Source organism: Oceanobacillus neutriphilus, from assembly GCF_014645515.1.
Classification (GTDB): Bacteria; Bacillota; Bacilli; order Bacillales; family Amphibacillaceae; genus Oceanobacillus; species Oceanobacillus neutriphilus.
Genome location: NZ_BMLW01000002.1, coordinates 246,616 through 262,666, shown reverse-complemented (window position 1 = coordinate 262,666; position 16,051 = coordinate 246,616). Strand labels below are relative to the sequence as shown.

At 37.7% G+C, this 16,051-nt stretch carries 14 protein-coding genes; 12 read left to right on the top strand and 2 right to left on the bottom strand.

Going from position 1 to position 16,051, the window contains the following annotated elements:
• Window positions 1-282 precede the first annotated feature (282 nt).
• From IEX29_RS04335 to IEX29_RS04310, 6 genes are all read left to right on the top strand, one after another.
• A complete protein-coding gene (locus IEX29_RS04335; RefSeq protein ID WP_188733290.1) occupies window positions 283-1,137 on the top strand; it encodes a MurR/RpiR family transcriptional regulator in 855 nt (284 codons plus the stop codon).
• A 276-nt stretch (window positions 1,138-1,413) separates the two neighbouring features.
• A complete protein-coding gene (locus tag IEX29_RS04330; RefSeq protein WP_188733289.1) occupies window positions 1,414-3,291 on the top strand; it encodes a beta-glucoside-specific PTS transporter subunit IIABC in 1,878 nt (625 codons plus the stop codon).
• Window positions 3,292-3,331: 40 nt separating this feature from the next.
• Entirely contained in the window at window positions 3,332-4,141 is an 810-nt protein-coding gene (locus IEX29_RS04325) for a histidine phosphatase family protein (protein WP_188733288.1), read from the top strand.
• 72 nt (window positions 4,142-4,213) lie between these two features.
• Entirely contained in the window at window positions 4,214-5,653 is a 1,440-nt protein-coding gene (locus IEX29_RS04320) for a glycoside hydrolase family 1 protein (protein WP_188733287.1), read from the top strand.
• 17 nt (window positions 5,654-5,670) lie between these two features.
• Complete coding sequence (locus IEX29_RS04315; protein WP_188733286.1) at window positions 5,671-6,546, top strand: arginase family protein; 876 nt, start codon at window positions 5,671-5,673, stop codon at window positions 6,544-6,546.
• Window positions 6,547-6,731: 185 nt separating this feature from the next.
• Window positions 6,732-7,364, top strand: coding sequence for a YczE/YyaS/YitT family protein (locus tag IEX29_RS04310; protein ID WP_188733285.1), 633 nt, complete (start codon window positions 6,732-6,734; stop codon window positions 7,362-7,364).
• A gap of 184 nt (window positions 7,365-7,548) precedes the next feature.
• On the opposite strand, the gene IEX29_RS04305 is transcribed toward IEX29_RS04310, so the two are convergent.
• Entirely contained in the window at window positions 7,549-8,175 is a 627-nt protein-coding gene (locus IEX29_RS04305) for a TetR/AcrR family transcriptional regulator (protein WP_229720083.1), read from the bottom strand.
• Window positions 8,176-8,455: 280 nt separating this feature from the next.
• Here IEX29_RS04305 and IEX29_RS04300 point away from each other — a divergent pair, with 280 nt between their 5' ends.
• On the top strand, window positions 8,456-9,337 hold the full coding sequence (locus IEX29_RS04300; protein ID WP_188733283.1) for an ABC transporter ATP-binding protein: 882 nt from the start codon (window positions 8,456-8,458) through the stop codon (window positions 9,335-9,337).
• A gap of 25 nt (window positions 9,338-9,362) precedes the next feature.
• Window positions 9,363-10,976, top strand: coding sequence for an ABC transporter permease (locus tag IEX29_RS04295; protein WP_188733282.1), 1,614 nt, complete (start codon window positions 9,363-9,365; stop codon window positions 10,974-10,976).
• A gap of 113 nt (window positions 10,977-11,089) precedes the next feature.
• On the opposite strand, the gene IEX29_RS04290 is transcribed toward IEX29_RS04295, so the two are convergent.
• Window positions 11,090-11,782, bottom strand: a complete 693-nt coding sequence (locus IEX29_RS04290; RefSeq protein WP_188733281.1) for an aspartate/glutamate racemase family protein — start codon at window positions 11,780-11,782, stop codon at window positions 11,090-11,092.
• Between the two features lie 475 nt (window positions 11,783-12,257).
• Between IEX29_RS04290 and IEX29_RS04285 the strand changes: the two genes are divergently transcribed.
• From IEX29_RS04285 to IEX29_RS04270, 4 genes are all read left to right on the top strand, one after another.
• Window positions 12,258-12,605, top strand: coding sequence for a metal-sensing transcriptional repressor (locus IEX29_RS04285; protein ID WP_229720082.1), 348 nt, complete (start codon window positions 12,258-12,260; stop codon window positions 12,603-12,605).
• A 74-nt stretch (window positions 12,606-12,679) separates the two neighbouring features.
• Window positions 12,680-12,886 carry a copper chaperone CopZ gene (gene copZ, locus IEX29_RS04280; RefSeq protein ID WP_188733280.1) on the top strand — a complete coding sequence of 69 codons (207 nt, stop codon included), beginning with the start codon at window positions 12,680-12,682 and terminating at the stop codon, window positions 12,884-12,886.
• Window positions 12,887-12,973: 87 nt separating this feature from the next.
• Window positions 12,974-15,400: a heavy metal translocating P-type ATPase gene (locus tag IEX29_RS04275; protein WP_188733454.1), complete on the top strand. Its 2,427-nt coding sequence runs from the start codon at window positions 12,974-12,976 to the stop codon at window positions 15,398-15,400.
• A 7-nt stretch (window positions 15,401-15,407) separates the two neighbouring features.
• Entirely contained in the window at window positions 15,408-15,995 is a 588-nt protein-coding gene (locus tag IEX29_RS04270; protein WP_373290648.1) for a YdhK family protein, read from the top strand.
• Window positions 15,996-16,051 lie beyond the last annotated feature (56 nt).

The following is a 16,051-nucleotide window of genomic DNA, read 5'->3' as shown; positions in this document are numbered from 1 at the left end:
GTTGAAACTCAATACTTTTTAGAAATAAACCAACTGGATAAAAATGCAAATATAAGACACCAAAACAATTAGGGATCAGCTTGATTCTCTGATAAATATAAAAAAGTTTATGTAATATTGTTTTACCATAGTTTTTATCAATTTAGATATATTTTCTTACCACATCTTGATTATTTTTCTTTTATGATACAAAATTCGAGCATCCGTGTGTTACATATTTTAAATTTCTATTCCAATGGTAAAATAAGATAACGAAAATAAATAAATCAGGAGTTGAAAGAAATGCTTTTTGACCAATTGGAAGAACAACGTGAGTTTACTGCTTCCGAAATACAAATAGCGAATTATATTCTTGAAAATCCATTACAGATTGCTGAATTGACTGCCAGTGAGTTAGGCAAATCAACTTTTACCAGTAAAGCCTCTGTACTTCGATTGTGTAAAAAGCTGGGTGTAGCAGGATATAGCGATTTAAGGCGAAAAATAGAATTGGAAATGAATGAAAGGAAGAGATTACTGGCTCTTTTAGATGAAGAACCAGTCAATAGAGACAGCTCATTTAAAGATGTTGTCAATATTATTCCTTCTATTTATGATAAAGCAGTTACCAGTACGAAGATGATGCTGGATGATGCTTCTATTCAGAGGATTATCCATAAAATAAAAACAGCAAATAAGCTGGATATATACGGAATTGGGATAACGTATAGCTGTGCAGAAACGGCTATGTTTAAGTTTCAGTCAATAGGCGTTGATTGTACAGCACTGACCGGAATTAATGAACATTATATTATGTCTACAAAGCATCAAAAAAATAGAGTTGCCATTGTTATCTCTTTTACTGGTGAAAATTCTACAATGTTAAAAACGGCGGAGTATTTAAAAGGAATAGGCACCTATTTGATTGGTATAGGTGGAAGAGAGTCGGACAAGCTGAAAAACGTATGTGATGAGTATATTGGTGTCTACTCTAAACAATTAATTATGAGCATGGAAATGGTCACACCTTTTATTTCTATAACGTATATTTTCGATTTATTATTTGCTGGTGTTTTAGTCTCAAACTATGATAATAACTTGAAATATGCGTTAGATGTAATTGAATATAAAAAAATACTAAAAGAGAATGATAGTTAAAATATAAACGCAAATTGGAAATGATAATAGAAACCACATGAAACCCATTTTATATATTGGAGTTCATGTGGTTTTTAATGGAATATCATCCAAATATTATTTATTTTGGACCAGCAGTGTCAATTTTATTTGAATAAAACGATACATATCTGAACCGCAGGACCACACTATGATCAAACTGCTGTTTTTCAATAAAATACATGCTATCTTTGAAATATCAAAAAAGCGCTTTTATGATTATCTTTTCTAATTAAATTGGAGGAGGGTTATTATAATATGAATGATAACCAACTGGCAAAAGAAATACTGAAATTAAGTGGCGGAGAAAAGAATATCAGCAATGTTACACATTGTGTTACCCGCTTACGTTTATCTGTTAATGATACAAAAGAAATTAAAACGGAGGATTTGAAAGCGTTGCCTCATGTGTTAGGTGTTAATATCGTGGGCAGCCAGCTTCAGGTAATCCTTGGTGGAAAGGTTCATGCAGTTCATGATGCTTTTGTTCCACTTGTAAATACGTCAAACGAAAATCAGGAACCGGGAAAAAAGGAAGGTAAACAGAATCTTGTCAGTCGATTCTTAGATACACTGGCGGGTATTTTTGTACCAATTATACCGGCGATAATAGGTGCTGGTTTACTCAAAGGGATTATCATCTTTTTAATGTTTTATGAACTTGTTTCAACCGATAGTGATTTATTTAAGTTTTTAGATGTATTTTCAGATGCAGCATTTTATTTTATTCCAGTCTTATTAGCATTTAGTTCAGCTGCAAGGTTTAAAGCAAATCCTTATATTGCAGTTGCTATTGCAGGGATCCTTATCCACCCCAATTTAATTGCCATGATGGATGAGTCGGCATCATTATCCTTTTTAGGGATTCCGATTGCACATGCCAGCTATGCCAGCAGCGTACTGCCAATTATTCTTGGTGTGTGGTTCATGTCTTATGTTGAAAAATGGCTGACCAGATTCATCCCGCAAATCTTAAAAACAATTTTAGTTCCATTGTTAACGTTATTAATTGTCGCTCCAGTTATTTTAGCGGTATTAGGACCAATTGGAACAATAACAGGGAATGCGATTGGTCAAGGATTCATTGATTTGTATATGAGTTATGGGATACTTGCCGGAGCGATTTTAGGAGCTACGTACCCTTTTTTAGTTATTATGGGGATGCATGTAGGGTTTACGCCAGTAATGGTTCAATCCTTATCAAAATATGGTGTTGATTATATGATGGCTCTATTTGTAGCATCTAACTCAGCGCAGGCCGGAGCTACTTTTGCGGTATATACAAAAACAAAAAACAAAAATTTCAAGGCTCTTGCCGGTACAGCTGCTTTAAATGCGTTCATTGGTATTACGGAGCCTGCTTTATTCGGGGTTACCGCAAGACTTAAAAAGCCATTGATTGCCGTATCCATAGGTGGTGCCATAGGCGGAGCATTTGCTGGTGCATTTCATGTTGAGGCTGCTGGTATGGGAACAGGGCCAATTGCAGGTATTCCACTCTTTTTAGGTAATACATTTATCTATTTTGTGATTGCCAGCATCATTTCATTGGTTATTGGTTTTGTTCTTACATTAGTAATTGGCTTTGAGGATGTTCCAGAAGCGAATGCAGGTGTAATAGATACGTCTAATACGGATAGCAAGGTTCCAGAAGAAATTGTCACCAATATTATTGCAGACCAAAAAATATTAAGCCCGATAACAGGTGAAGTTGTACCGCTCAATCAAGTGAACGACAAGGTTTTCTCTCAAAAGATGATGGGAGAAGGAATTGCGATTCAGCCGAATGTTGGAAAGGTAGTTGCCCCATTTGACGGTGCTGTTGAGATGGTTTTTGAAACGAAACATGCGATTGGCTTGAAAAGTTATGACGGGTGTGAGCTGTTGATTCACGTTGGATTAGATACCGTTGAATTAAAAGGGGAACATTTTAAAGCACATGTAGAATCTGGACAAGAATTTAAAGCCGGTGATTTATTGCTTGAATTTGATATCGGGCAAATTAAAAAAGCAGGATTTGAAATAACGACACCAGTAATTATAACGAATAGCAGCGCTTATCAAAGTATTACAGATACAGATCAAGCAGAAATAAAAGCCGGAGATATGCTTATGGATGGAACTGTTGAAAAATAATTATTTTTAAAAATTCCCCCTAAGAGAGGATAAAAAAACAATGAAAAAGACATGGCTTGTTCTTATGTTTAGTCTCATGATGATGTTTGTATTAATGGCTTGTGCAACTTCCGGTGAATCAGATGATGAAAGTGTGGATGCCAGCGAGGATAAGGTGGAAGCACAAGAAGAACCGGAAGAAGTTACAATTTATTTAGTCCGGCATGGAAAAACAATTTTGAATAATACGGACCGCGTCCAGGGCTGGGCGGATGGGCCTTTGATTCCTTCCGGAGAGGAATTAATTGAAGATGTTGGAGAAGGATTAGCGGATGTGCCATTTGCTGCAGCATATTCCAGTGATAGTGGAAGAGCTATCCAAACAGCACATTTAATTTTGGAAGCGAACGTGACAGAAGCAAAGAACCTTGGCCTCATTGAAGAACAGGGAATCAGAGAAGCATATTTCGGTATTTATGAAGGTGAAGAAAATGAAATTATGCGTGGAGAAGCTGCTGAACATCTTGGTTATAGTAATGCAGAAGAATTGATGACCAGCGGCGGGAATATCGGCGAAAAAGTCATGAATGCAGTTTCTGAAATTGATGAATCTGGAGAAGCAGAAAATTATCAGGAATTGAAGGACCGAACCTTCACAGCCTTCCAAGAAATTGCTGAAGAAGCTTATCAAAATGGTGGAGGAGATGTACTGGTTGTCTCTCACGGCATTACAATGGAATCAATTTTATCTCAAATTGATGAAACAAAACTGCCTGATGGCGGTTTTAAGAATGGCAGTGTAACAAAAATAATCTTTGATGGCGAGCAGTGGGAAGTCGTAGAAGTGAATGAGTTGAAATACGCTGAGTAAATACACTTAAATTCTGCTAGATAATAATTTAAAAGAAAAGTGAATGAATGTTATAAAGAGAGGAAAATAGTAATGACAAAAAATATAGAATCAAGATTCCCTGAAAATTTTCTATGGGGAGGAGCCCTTGCTGCAAGCCAGTGTGAAGGAGCTGCATTAGAGGATGGGAAAAAGTGGACAACCGGGGATGCAATGCCTTATGGAGTGTTTGGAGACGTCGTTATTCCACCTCCCGAAAATTATTTAAAAAAAGAAGCAATTGATTTTTATCATCGTTATAAAGACGATGTTAAATTATTCGCAGAAATGGGCTTTAAAATGTTAAGAATTTCGATTTCATGGGCTCGTATTTTTCCTAATGGAGATGAACAAGAGCCGAATGAAAAAGGGCTGGCTTTCTACGATAGTCTTATTGATGAACTGCGTAAATATGGTATTGAACCAATGATTACCCTTGTTCATTTTGAAATTCCGCTTCATTTGGCAACCGAATATGGCGGCTGGACAAATCGTAAAATGATTGATTTTTACCAGCATTTTGTGGAAACCGTATATACACGCTATAAAGATAAAGTGACATACTGGCTTACATTTAATGAAATTAATGTCATATTAGATGCCCCGTTTAACGGTGGGGGTATACAGGGAAAAGCCGAAGAAATAGATAAATCCGTTCTTTATCAGGCGATTCATCACCAGTTTGTTTCAAGTGCTTTGGCTACAAAAATAGGCCATGAAATTAATCCGAATTTTAAGATAGGCTGTATGGTAGCTAACAGTCCTTACTATCCACTAACACCAAATCCGGATGATATATTGGAGGCAATGAATCGTGACCGGGAGACATTATTCTTTGCAGATGTGCATGCACGCGGAAAGTACCCTGGCTATATGAAGCGATATTTTGCAGAAAATGAGATTCATATTGAGATGACAGAAGAAGATAAAGAATTAATGCAGAAGCATACAGTAGACTTCATTTCTTTCAGTTATTACATGAGCTATTGCGCTACTGCGGATGAAGCATTAAATATTCAGGAACTGGGGAATGTGAAGAGTACAGTGAAAAATCCATATCTAAAGGCAAGTGACTGGGGATGGCAGATTGATCCTAAAGGGTTAAGATATGCGTTGAATCAGTTTTATGATCGTTATCAGCTTCCATTATTTATTGTTGAAAATGGTTTGGGAGCAGTAGATGAACTGGTATCTGACGAGGAGGGAAGCTATACCGTTATAGACGATTACCGGATTGATTACCTTAAAACCCATCTGCAGCAGGTATCAGAAGCAATGAAAGACGGGGTTGAGCTGCTTGGATATACCAGCTGGGGACCGATTGATATGGTAAGTAACAGCGTTTCTGAAATGAAAAAGCGATACGGATTTATATATGTAGACAAGCATAATGATTGCAGCGGAACGCTTGAGCGCTATAAGAAAAAGAGTTTTAATTGGTACAAGGAAGTTATTGCATCAAATGGAGAATCACTATTTGATGAAGAAAAATAAAGAAAGGAAGAATAAATATGGCACAAGATAAAAAGACAATAAGACTATTATTCCCGCAATGGCAGGGAGGAAATAATCCTGATTATGTCTTTGGTGGTGAATTATTAGCACAAATTGCGCCGAAAAGTAATACAGATGAGACGTTTGAAGTAGAAGTGGATACAGACTTTGAAAAGAAATTAGAAGTGGAAAATGGTTTAACAGGCGGGGACGTAATATCTGAACAAATGGAAAAGACAGCTGCCATTCTGGAAGAGCAGCAGCCGGATAAAATTATTATTTTTGGTGGAGACTGCTCTATGGACCAAGTGCCGTTTGATTATTTAAGCGGGAAATATGGCGATAAATTGGGGATTTTATGGCTGGATGCCCATCCGGATATTGCAACAAAAAATGATTCAACAAATGTTCATGAGATGGTCGCAGCCAATTTACTTGGAAAGGGTGCACCTCAGTTTGTTACTGAGGTAAAGAATCCGGTGTCCTTGAGCCATATGATGTACGCAGGTTTAATAGAAAAGGATTTGCGTGATAGGGACAAACTGGTAAAAGAGTTAAATGTACGTTTTGTTGGTCCAGATGAATTAAAGGGAAATAGCCGGCCGATTATAGATTGGATTGAAGAAAATAAAATTGAATATTTAGCGGTTCATTTTGATTTGGATGTCTTGTCACCGAAAGATTTCCGTTCTATTTATCCGGCAGAGCCATATACGAAAGCAGAAGATTTTCCTGCTGCAGTAGGAGAGATGAAGCTTGTTGAAGTGGTTCGAGTACTGAATGATGTTTCTGTAAAAGCTGACATTGTAGGGCTTGGAATTGCCGAGCATCTTCCTTGGGATGCTATTAATCTTAGAAAGGCACTTTCTGAAATCTCGATTTTCAATAATTGATTAAAAGGAAGACGAAACTAAATTCAGGTTAATCAAAAGAGGAATCTGGACTAAATTCAATGTTTATCAAAAGAATTATTGATAATAGACCAGATTTCTCTTTTTCTGTTTAAAATTCGAGGGACAATTCAATTCTAAAAAATAATATTGCTTATAAGCAAGAGATAAATAAAGAGAGAGGCATAATGAAAAAAATAACTATTTATAAAATTGTAATGATGCTGCTTGGAAATTTTGGGCTTGGCTTCGGCATTTCCTTATTTCGTATTTCAAACATGGGGACTGATCCATTTACAACAATGAATCTTGGAATAAGCAGTTTTCTTCACATGTCTTTTGGAAGCTATCAACTGATTATAAATGTGATTCTCACTGCAATTGCCTGGATTTACGCCAGAAAGCATATTGGTATTGGAACCATTGTTAATATGGTTGGTATTGGTTTTATTGCAGATTTTTTTGTGAACAGCTACGTAAATATATTTGATTATCATTTATCCATTGCAATGAGGATTATTATTATTTTATTCGCTGTTTTTGTTATAACATTGAGTTTTTCATTATACATGACTTCCCAGTATGGGGTAGCGCCCTATGATGCTATAGGGCTTATGATTGAAAAAGCAACGAATAGTAAAATTCCATTTGCTGTGGCAAGAGTGATGACAGATGTCGCATGTGTAATCATTGGATTTTCGTTTGGAGCAGTTGTTGGTATAAGTACCATCATTACTGCATTTTTCACGGGTCCGCTGGTACAATACTTTAATAGACATCTATGGGGACCATTACTTCAATCGGCAGAAAATAAAAATTAAATGATGATTTGTTATTTCAATAAACGATTACTGTTCAAGAATTAGATTCTTTTAGCAATGCTTTGGAACAAACAGTTTTGTTTATACGCACAAATCTCATAATCTGTATAAGGCGTGGTCAGTAATGACGGCGCCTGTTTCATTCATCCATTATAAACACCAATAAAAATATTCACAGCAAACATTAATCTCTTCCGGGAGCAATTCCTTTAATTAACATTTCCGTCCACTCTTCCGTATAAGATGCAATTCTTTCATATATCTGCGGGCTGGAAATCCCTTCTACAATCGCTTGAAAATACAAAAGCAGAAATTCATCAGAATATTTTATGTCCACCCTTCCTTCTTTACGGCCCCGGTGGAATAAATCCAGCATCATTCCGTAGTTTTCCCTGGTATATTTTTGCATCATGACGGACCAGCCTTCCTCGTCTTTTTCCGTTAAATATGCCATCATTTTAAGGTAGAAGGATTGATTAATTTGATTTAAAAATTGGATTTTATTTTGACTTAATGCAATAAGTGTTTCGTCAAATGGCTTATTTTCATTCATAATATCCTTTGCGGTATCGATCATCTTTTCTAAGTAATACTTAAAAACCTCATGAATAAGATTGTCTTTGCTGCCGAAATATTTAAAGAGAGTGGCTTTCCCCACATTGGCGTGCTTGGCGATTTTATCCATGGTTATGTTTTTGCCTTCCTCAGTTCTATTCATCAGCTCAAAGGCTGCTTCCAGTACCTTCTTTTTCTTTTCTTCTGTTCTTTTTTCAAAACCATTCAAATTTATTACCTGCCTTCTATCGCGCATTCATCAAAAAAATTCTTCGAAAAAGCGTCTTTCTTCCTATTTATTATATATATCAAATTATGAACTGGCAAACAAAAAATAGTATTTATCTTATTGACTAAATGATTGAAAAGGAATAATATTGAACTATTAAATGTGATTTCGGTATAAAACTTTATTTTTAATGCATTAAAATGAACTAAAATCATATTAATAGTTTTATTCAGAGGTATTACCTTCTTAAATGAAAAAGCAAGTTAAAACAGGATATTAAATTGCAGAAAGAAGGAGTGTCAGCGTTATGACAGAAATTGTGAAGATAAAAGAGCTGCAAAAGAAATTCGGTAAGTTTCAGGCGTTAAGCGACGTGACCTTCACTGTGGGGGCAGGAGAAGTTGTCGGCTTTATTGGGCCGAATGGTGCTGGCAAATCGACGACAATCCGTGCTCTATTAGGTATTATCAAGCGTGATGCCGGGAAAGCCGAAATTTTTGGAAGGGATGTCTGGAAAGACAGCCTGGAAATTCATAAACGTATCTCCTATGTTCCTGGAGATGTTGCGCTTTGGGGGAGTTTGACAGGCGGAGAAATTATTGACTTGTTTATGAAGCTGCATGGCGGCGGAGATAAGCAGAAACGCGATTATTTAATCAAACGTTTTGAATTGGATCCGAAGAAAAAGGCAAAAGGATACTCTAAAGGGAACCGCCAAAAAGTTGGTTTGATTGCAGCTTTATCAGTGGATTCTGATTTATATATCTTTGATGAGCCGACTTCGGGGCTTGATCCTTTGATGGAAGCAGTTTTTCAGGAAGAGGTAGAAAGAATCAAGGAGACAGGGAAATCGATTTTACTGTCGTCTCATATTTTAAGTGAGGTAGAGCGTTTAGCTGACAGGGTTGTTATTATTCGTCAAGGGGAGATTGTAGAATCAGGTACTTTAGATGAATTAAGACATTTAACCCGCTCTGCGGTAACTCTAGCAACAGAAGATGACGTTTCAGGAATGGAGTCTGTAGAAGGTGTGCATGATTTTATACAAAAAGATAATCAAGCTACATTTTCTGCTGACAACAAGTATATCAATGACATTTTAATGGAAGCAACGAAGCTGGGTGTGAAGAAATTCGAAGCTGTTCCGCCAACACTTGAGGATTTATTTATGCGCCATTATGAAGGATAAGCGTTGATGGGGAGGTGAAAGAACAATGAAAGAAAAATTTGCACGATGGGATATATTGTTCTTGCAATATTTGAAGCGTGATTGGAAAAAAATTATATTTTGGATTCTCGGAGTTGGTTTATTTTCAGGGGCTTTTGTGCCTGCTTTTGAAGAAATAGCAAAAGGGCAGGGCTTGGCAGGGATGTTTGAGACATTGCAAAATCCGGCGATGATATCCATGGTTGGTCCGACTCCTGTTGAAACAACAGCTGATTATACAATAGGTGCAATGTATGCACATGAAATGCTATTATTCTGCGGATTGTTTGCGATGATCATGGCTGTTTTGCATGTGATAGGCCATACTCGCAAAGAAGAAGATCTCGGACTGACGGAGCTTGTACGTTCATTTCAAATTGGACGTCAGGCGAATTCGCTTGCGGCAATGGCAGAAGTAGTTGTCATTAATGTATTATTGGGGCTTTTTATTAGCGGCCTGCTTATCGTTTTCAATGTAGATACAATCTCAGTCCAGGGCTCCTTTTTATTTGGAGCATCTATTGGAATGGCAGGTGTCATTGGAGCAGTAATCGGACTGGTGATGGCGCAAATTATGCCTGCTTCATCCAGTGCAACAGGATCAGCTCTGGGAATCGTCGGTCTGCTTTATATTATACGGGCCGGAACGGATGTTTCCAATGTGAACTTCTCTATGTTTAACCCGCTTGGATGGACGTATTTGACCTATCCGTTTACAGATAACAACTGGCTGCCGATTATATATGCCTTGATTTTCAGTGTTATGATGGCAATTCTTGCTTTTGCGCTGGAGGGCGGACGTGATATGGGTGCAGGTTATTTACCGGAAAGAGAAGGGCGGGGAAATGCAAAACGATCTTTATTATCTGTCCGGGGATTATTTATCAAGCTGAATAAAGGAGTCACCATCGGCTGGCTAATCGGTTTTCTCATAATGGGTGCAGCTTATGGCTCCATTTATGGGGATATGCAGACATTTCTGGAAAGCAACGAAATGATGAAGCAAATGTTTGCGCAATCAGGCGTTTCTATTGAAGAATCCTTTACGGCTACGATTATGATGGTGATGATAGCGTTAGTTTCGATTCTGCCGATTGTCATTGTGAATAAGCTTTTTGCTGAAGAAAGCCGTCAGCATCTAAGTCAGCTTCACGCTACAAAAGTCACTCGGGGTCAATTTTATTGGACGACAATAGGTATAGCTGTTATTGCTGGATTAATAGGAACATTATTAGCTGCGGGAGGGCTTGGCGGGACAGCTGTTTCCGTAATGGGAGACAGTGCTGCCATGGATATCAGTGATTTTCTGGCTGCGGGCTATAACTTCCTGCCATCAGTTTTATTCTTTACGGCATTAGCTGCTTTAGCGCTTGGCTGGGCGCCGAGGCTGGGAAAGATTGTTTATGCGTATCTCGGCTATTCCTTTATCTTAAATTACTTTGACGGTATTTTGGACCTGCCGGAATGGTTTTTAAAAACAGCTGTACAAAGCTGGATTCCACAAATGCCAATGGACAGCTTTGATGCGCCTGTATTTATTACCATAACCATCATCAGTATTGCTTTGATGATAATTGGTTATCTCGGTTATAGTAGACGGGATATGGTAGAAGGAGCTTAATCCCGAATAGTAAAGAGAGCAATACAAACCTATTAGAGTCAATTTATTCCATTTGTTTAGGGAGTAAATTGACTCTTTGCAGCTTTATTATTTTAGAAAATTATCATATTGGATTAATCTTCTAATGCATTACGAACAGATTCTATTGCATGTATTTCAGCAGTATCAAATAAAGGAACTTCGGAATCCTCCTGCTTAACTAATAAACCAATTTCCGTACATCCAAGAATAATTCCTTCAGCTCCTTGATCAATTAAGCCTTTGATCACTTCCTTGTAATAGTCTCTGGATGCTTGCTGAATATTCCCCAAACATAATTCTTCAAAGATAATCCTATTAATTCCTTCTCTTTCTGAATGGTCTGGTATTAAAATATTTATCCCGTTTGACTCAATCCTTGCTTTATAGAAGTCCTGTTCCATGGTGTATTTGGTACCTAACAGACCCACCATACGAAGATTAGATTTTGTTATTTGACTGGTCGTTGCATCTGCAATATGAAGGACAGGAATACTGATTCTTGCTTCGATATCCTTTACGACCTTATGCATGGTATTTGTACAAATTACAATAAAATCTGCCCCTGCTTTTTCTAATGAATAAGCAGCTTCACCTAATTGTTTCCCTGCTTCATCCCATCTGCCTGCTGCTTGAAATCGTTCTATTTCTTCAAAATCAACGCTGTATAAAAGACATTTAGCAGAATGTAACCCGCCTAGCTTATTTTTAACTTCTTCATTGATGATTCGATAATATTCAGCTGAAGATTCCCAACTCATACCACCTATCAGACCGATTGTTTTCAAAAGAATTCCTCCATTATCTGCTTTTTGTTTCTTTCATTATACAGTAGTTGCTTGTACTTGTTTGCGACAGTTTACATTTATCATGAAATTTTTCAAAATGGTATGCTCCAGGTTCGAAGTGGTCCATTCCTAAGCAGGTCAATTTTACGCTTATGTCAAGTACTTATAAGGGGAAAGCATCATTAAAAATGGAAGGATTCGATGAGTTTCTAGAGAATTTGAAAACTTTTCCTGGAGCGAAGGATACCCTTCGTTAAGGGATTAGATGGAGCTTTTCAGTTTTAGAATTTAGATCTTTTTAACATAAAAGAATATCATGCACTATTTTATACATACCGTCTAATGGTATACAAATCGATTTTGTTTTTTAGGCAAATAATAAAATTTATTTGACATACCATATAGGGGTATAGTATGATGGATTTAGAAACAAATTAGCTTTGACTAATCCTTGGAATTGGAGAGGAGAATCGATATGGGAAAGACAGCTGAACAAATGAATCCGATAGAGCAAAAGAAAATGTGCTGTGTCGAAGAAGGAGAAGAGTCCGGTACACATATGTCAGATGACCTACAGCGGAATTTAATGAATCGCATGAACCGGATTGAAGGGCAGGTTAAGGGCGTTAAACGAATGATTGACCGAAATGTATATTGTGATGATATTTTAACACAAATGTCGGCGGTACAATCTGCGCTGCATTCTGTTTCACGTCTGCTTCTGGAAAGCCATATAAATACATGTGTAATTGAAAGATTAGAGAATAAAGATCCAGAAATCGTGGCAGAATTTATGACAACCATCTCAAAAATAATGAAATAAAAATTTTTAACTTGACAATACCTATCCAGGGTATGGTAATATGAAAAAGAATTAAAACTTAGGAGGTAATTTACATGGAAAATATAACACTTAATGTACAAGGAATGTCTTGCGGCCATTGCGTCAATTCTATTGAAGGGAACGTAGGAGAATTAAATGGAGTTGAATCCGTGAAAGTACATTTAGAAGATGGGAAAGTTGATGTAACTTTTAATTCTGAAAAAGTGAATGTAAAAGAAATTACAGAAGTAATAGAAGAACAAGGTTATGATGTTGCTTAAATAAAGAAGAAATGATCGTGCTGCTGCAGCACGATCCCCTTTTTAAAATCTTTATACCCCTATAAGGTATAACGGAAGGTGAGAATGATGGGATCACAAAAGGAAGTAAACTTACAAATTCAAGGGATGACTTGTGCTGCATGTGCCAATAGAATTGAAAAAGGTCTCAATAAAATAGATGGCGTAGAAAATGCAAATGTCAACTTTGCAATTGAAAAAACAAAAGTTGTTTATGATCCTGACAAAACAAATGTACAGGATTTTGAAGATAAAATTGAGAAATTAGGCTACCACGTTGCACACGATAAACAAACATTCGATATTTCAGGTATGACCTGTGCAGCGTGTGCCAATAAAATTGAAAAACGTTTAAATAAAATGGAAGGCGTCTCTAATGCTTCTGTTAACTTTGCATTAGAAAATGTGGCAGTAGATTATGACCAGGGTCAGGTTACTGTCAGCGATATGATGGAAGCAGTAAAAAAATTAGGCTACAGCTTAAAAGTGCAAGCATCTAAAGAAGAAACTGCAAATAATAAAGAGGAAGAAATTCGTCATCAGACAGGGAAATTTATCTTTTCAGCCATTCTATCACTTCCTTTATTATGGACGATGGTTACCCACTTTGAGTTTACATCATTTATCTATTCTCCGGATATGCTGATGAATCCTTGGGTACAATTAGCATTAGCGGCACCCGTACAATTTATCGTCGGTGCACAATTTTATAAATCTGCTTATAAAGCACTGAAAAACGGCAGCGCCAATATGGATGTACTTATTGCATTAGGTACATCGGTTGCTTTCATTTATAGTATTTTCCTTGGGATTGAGTGGCAGATACAAGGTCAGGTTGGTATGCCAGAGCTTTATTTTGAAGCTTCGGCGGTTATTATCACTTTAATCCTGCTTGGAAAACTATTTGAAGTTCGTGCCAAAGGAAGAACAGGTCAGGCAATACAAAAATTGCTTGGCATGCAGGCCAAAACTGCACGTATAGTACGAAATGGAGAAGAACAGGAAATTGCAATAGAAGAAGTAATTGTGGGGGATACAGTTATTGTACGTCCTGGAGAAAAAATTCCTGTTGATGGTCAAATTGTAAAAGGTGAGTCAGCAGTCGATGAATCCATGATTACTGGTGAGAGTATTCCTGTTGATAAGAAGACAGGCGATGCAGCTATTGGGTCAACAATCAATAAGAATGGATTGTTAACGATTGAGGCTACAAAAGTTGGTAAGGATACTGCCCTTTCTCAAATTGTAAAAGTTGTTGAGGAGGCACAGGGAAGCAAAGCCGACATTCAGCGTGTTGCAGACCGTGTATCTGGCATATTTGTTCCAATCGTTGTTGGAATAGCACTTTTGACAGGACTTGTATGGTACTTCTTTGTCGCACCTGGTGATTTACGTTCTGCTTTAGTCCCTGCGATTACAGTATTGGTTATTGCCTGCCCTTGTGCGCTTGGTTTAGCTACTCCAACATCTGTGATGGCCGGTTCAGGAAGAGCAGCCGAGCTGGGAGTATTGTTTAAAGGCGGAGAGTATTTAGAAAATACGCGTAACCTGAACACAATTGTTTTAGATAAAACAGGAACGGTAACTAAAGGAGAACCTGAATTAACAGATGTTCTGCCAGAACAAGGTTTTACAGAAGAAGAAGTGCTTGCTTTCGTGGCTTCTGCTGAAAATAATTCAGAACACCCGCTTGCAGAAGCAATTGTAAAAGGTGCAAAAGAAACAGGTGTTCAAATTAAAGAAACAGATTCTTTTGAGGCCATACCAGGTTACGGTATTCAGGCTTCTGTAGATGGAAAAATGATTTTTGCCGGTACAAGGAAACTGATGAAACGGGAGAATATTGATGTCTCTTCGGTAGAAGATAAAATGGCAAAGCTGGAATCAGATGGGAAAACAGCGATGTTAATTGGTTTGGAAAATCAATTGGCCGGTGTTATTGCGGTGGCAGATACAGTAAAAGAGACTTCTAAAGCAGCTATTCAGAGAATGCACGAACAAGGGCTGGAAGTCATTATGCTGACTGGGGATAATCAACGGACTGCAAATGCAATCGGAAAACAGGTAGGAATTGATCGTGTAATCGCAGAAGTAGTTCCGGAACAAAAAGCAGATGAAATAAAAAATCTTCAATTGGAAGGTAAAAAAGTCGCTATGGTAGGTGATGGTGTCAATGACGCTCCAGCATTAGCCGTAGCAGATATTGGAATGGCAATTGGTACAGGAACAGATGTAGCGATTGAAGCAGCAGATATTACACTCATGCGTGGAGATTTAAATAGCGTTGCAGACAGTGTAGAAATTAGTGCGAAAACGATGCGTAATATCAAACAAAACCTGTTCTTTGCATTCTTCTATAATTCAGCTTCCATTCCGGTTGCAGCGATTGGACTGCTTGCTCCATGGGTTGCCGGAGCAGCAATGGCGTTCAGTTCTGTATCTGTTGTATTAAACGCTTTACGATTACAACGTTTGAAGCTAAAAGGAGGCCAATAATATGTCCATTAAAAAATGGGTTTCCTTAGGGATTATTTATGTAGTAGCAGTTTTCGCAGCATTCAGTATTATTACCGGGCAAAATCCACTGGCGAGTGGAGGAATGGAACATGATGAACACACAGATGAACATGCGCATGAAGAGGTAAACCATTCAGCTGAAGAAATGTCCAGTTCCGGGGAAATTCCTACAGGACTTAAAGAAGCTTCGGATACGACATTTGAAGTTGGCAGCGAAGCAATAATCAGTGCAGACCATATGCCAGGAATGGACGGCGCTGTTGCAGAAATCTCCGGTGCATTTGATACGACTGTTTATACCGTATCCTATACGACAGAGGATGGGCAAGAAATCGAAAATCATAAGTGGGTTATTCATGAAGAGCTGGAAAATCCAGATGCTGCACCACTAGAACCTGGTACGGAGGTTGTATTGAATGCAGACCATATGGAGGGAATGGATGGTGCTAATGCAGAAATTGATTCGGCAGATGAAACCACTGTTTATATGGTTGATTTTGAAACCACAGATACTGGAGAAAAAGTCCAATATCATAAATGGATAACAGAGGAAGAGTTATCACTGGCAGATTAAGTTTTACCATCTTTTTATCGCCGTATAACAGGCTGGGTCTGGGGCTGTGATTACTC

What these genes read in the sequence shown, in the direction of transcription:
- IEX29_RS04335 (WP_188733290.1), top strand. Translation starts at nt 283, where the DNA reads ATGCTTTTTGACCAATTGGAAGAACAACGTGAGTTTACTGCTTCCGAA.
- IEX29_RS04330 (WP_188733289.1), top strand. Translation starts at nt 1,414, where the DNA reads ATGAATGATAACCAACTGGCAAAAGAAATACTGAAATTAAGTGGCGGA.
- IEX29_RS04325 (WP_188733288.1), top strand. Translation starts at nt 3,332, where the DNA reads ATGAAAAAGACATGGCTTGTTCTTATGTTTAGTCTCATGATGATGTTT.
- IEX29_RS04320 (WP_188733287.1), top strand. Translation starts at nt 4,214, where the DNA reads ATGACAAAAAATATAGAATCAAGATTCCCTGAAAATTTTCTATGGGGA.
- IEX29_RS04315 (WP_188733286.1), top strand. Translation starts at nt 5,671, where the DNA reads ATGGCACAAGATAAAAAGACAATAAGACTATTATTCCCGCAATGGCAG.
- IEX29_RS04310 (WP_188733285.1), top strand. Translation starts at nt 6,732, where the DNA reads ATGAAAAAAATAACTATTTATAAAATTGTAATGATGCTGCTTGGAAAT.
- IEX29_RS04305 (WP_229720083.1), bottom strand. Translation starts at nt 8,175, where the DNA reads ATGCGCGATAGAAGGCAGGTAATAAATTTGAATGGTTTTGAAAAAAGA.
- IEX29_RS04300 (WP_188733283.1), top strand. Translation starts at nt 8,456, where the DNA reads ATGACAGAAATTGTGAAGATAAAAGAGCTGCAAAAGAAATTCGGTAAG.
- IEX29_RS04295 (WP_188733282.1), top strand. Translation starts at nt 9,363, where the DNA reads ATGAAAGAAAAATTTGCACGATGGGATATATTGTTCTTGCAATATTTG.
- IEX29_RS04285 (WP_229720082.1), top strand. Translation starts at nt 12,258, where the DNA reads ATGGGAAAGACAGCTGAACAAATGAATCCGATAGAGCAAAAGAAAATG.
- copZ (WP_188733280.1), top strand. Translation starts at nt 12,680, where the DNA reads ATGGAAAATATAACACTTAATGTACAAGGAATGTCTTGCGGCCATTGC.
- IEX29_RS04275 (WP_188733454.1), top strand. Translation starts at nt 12,974, where the DNA reads ATGGGATCACAAAAGGAAGTAAACTTACAAATTCAAGGGATGACTTGT.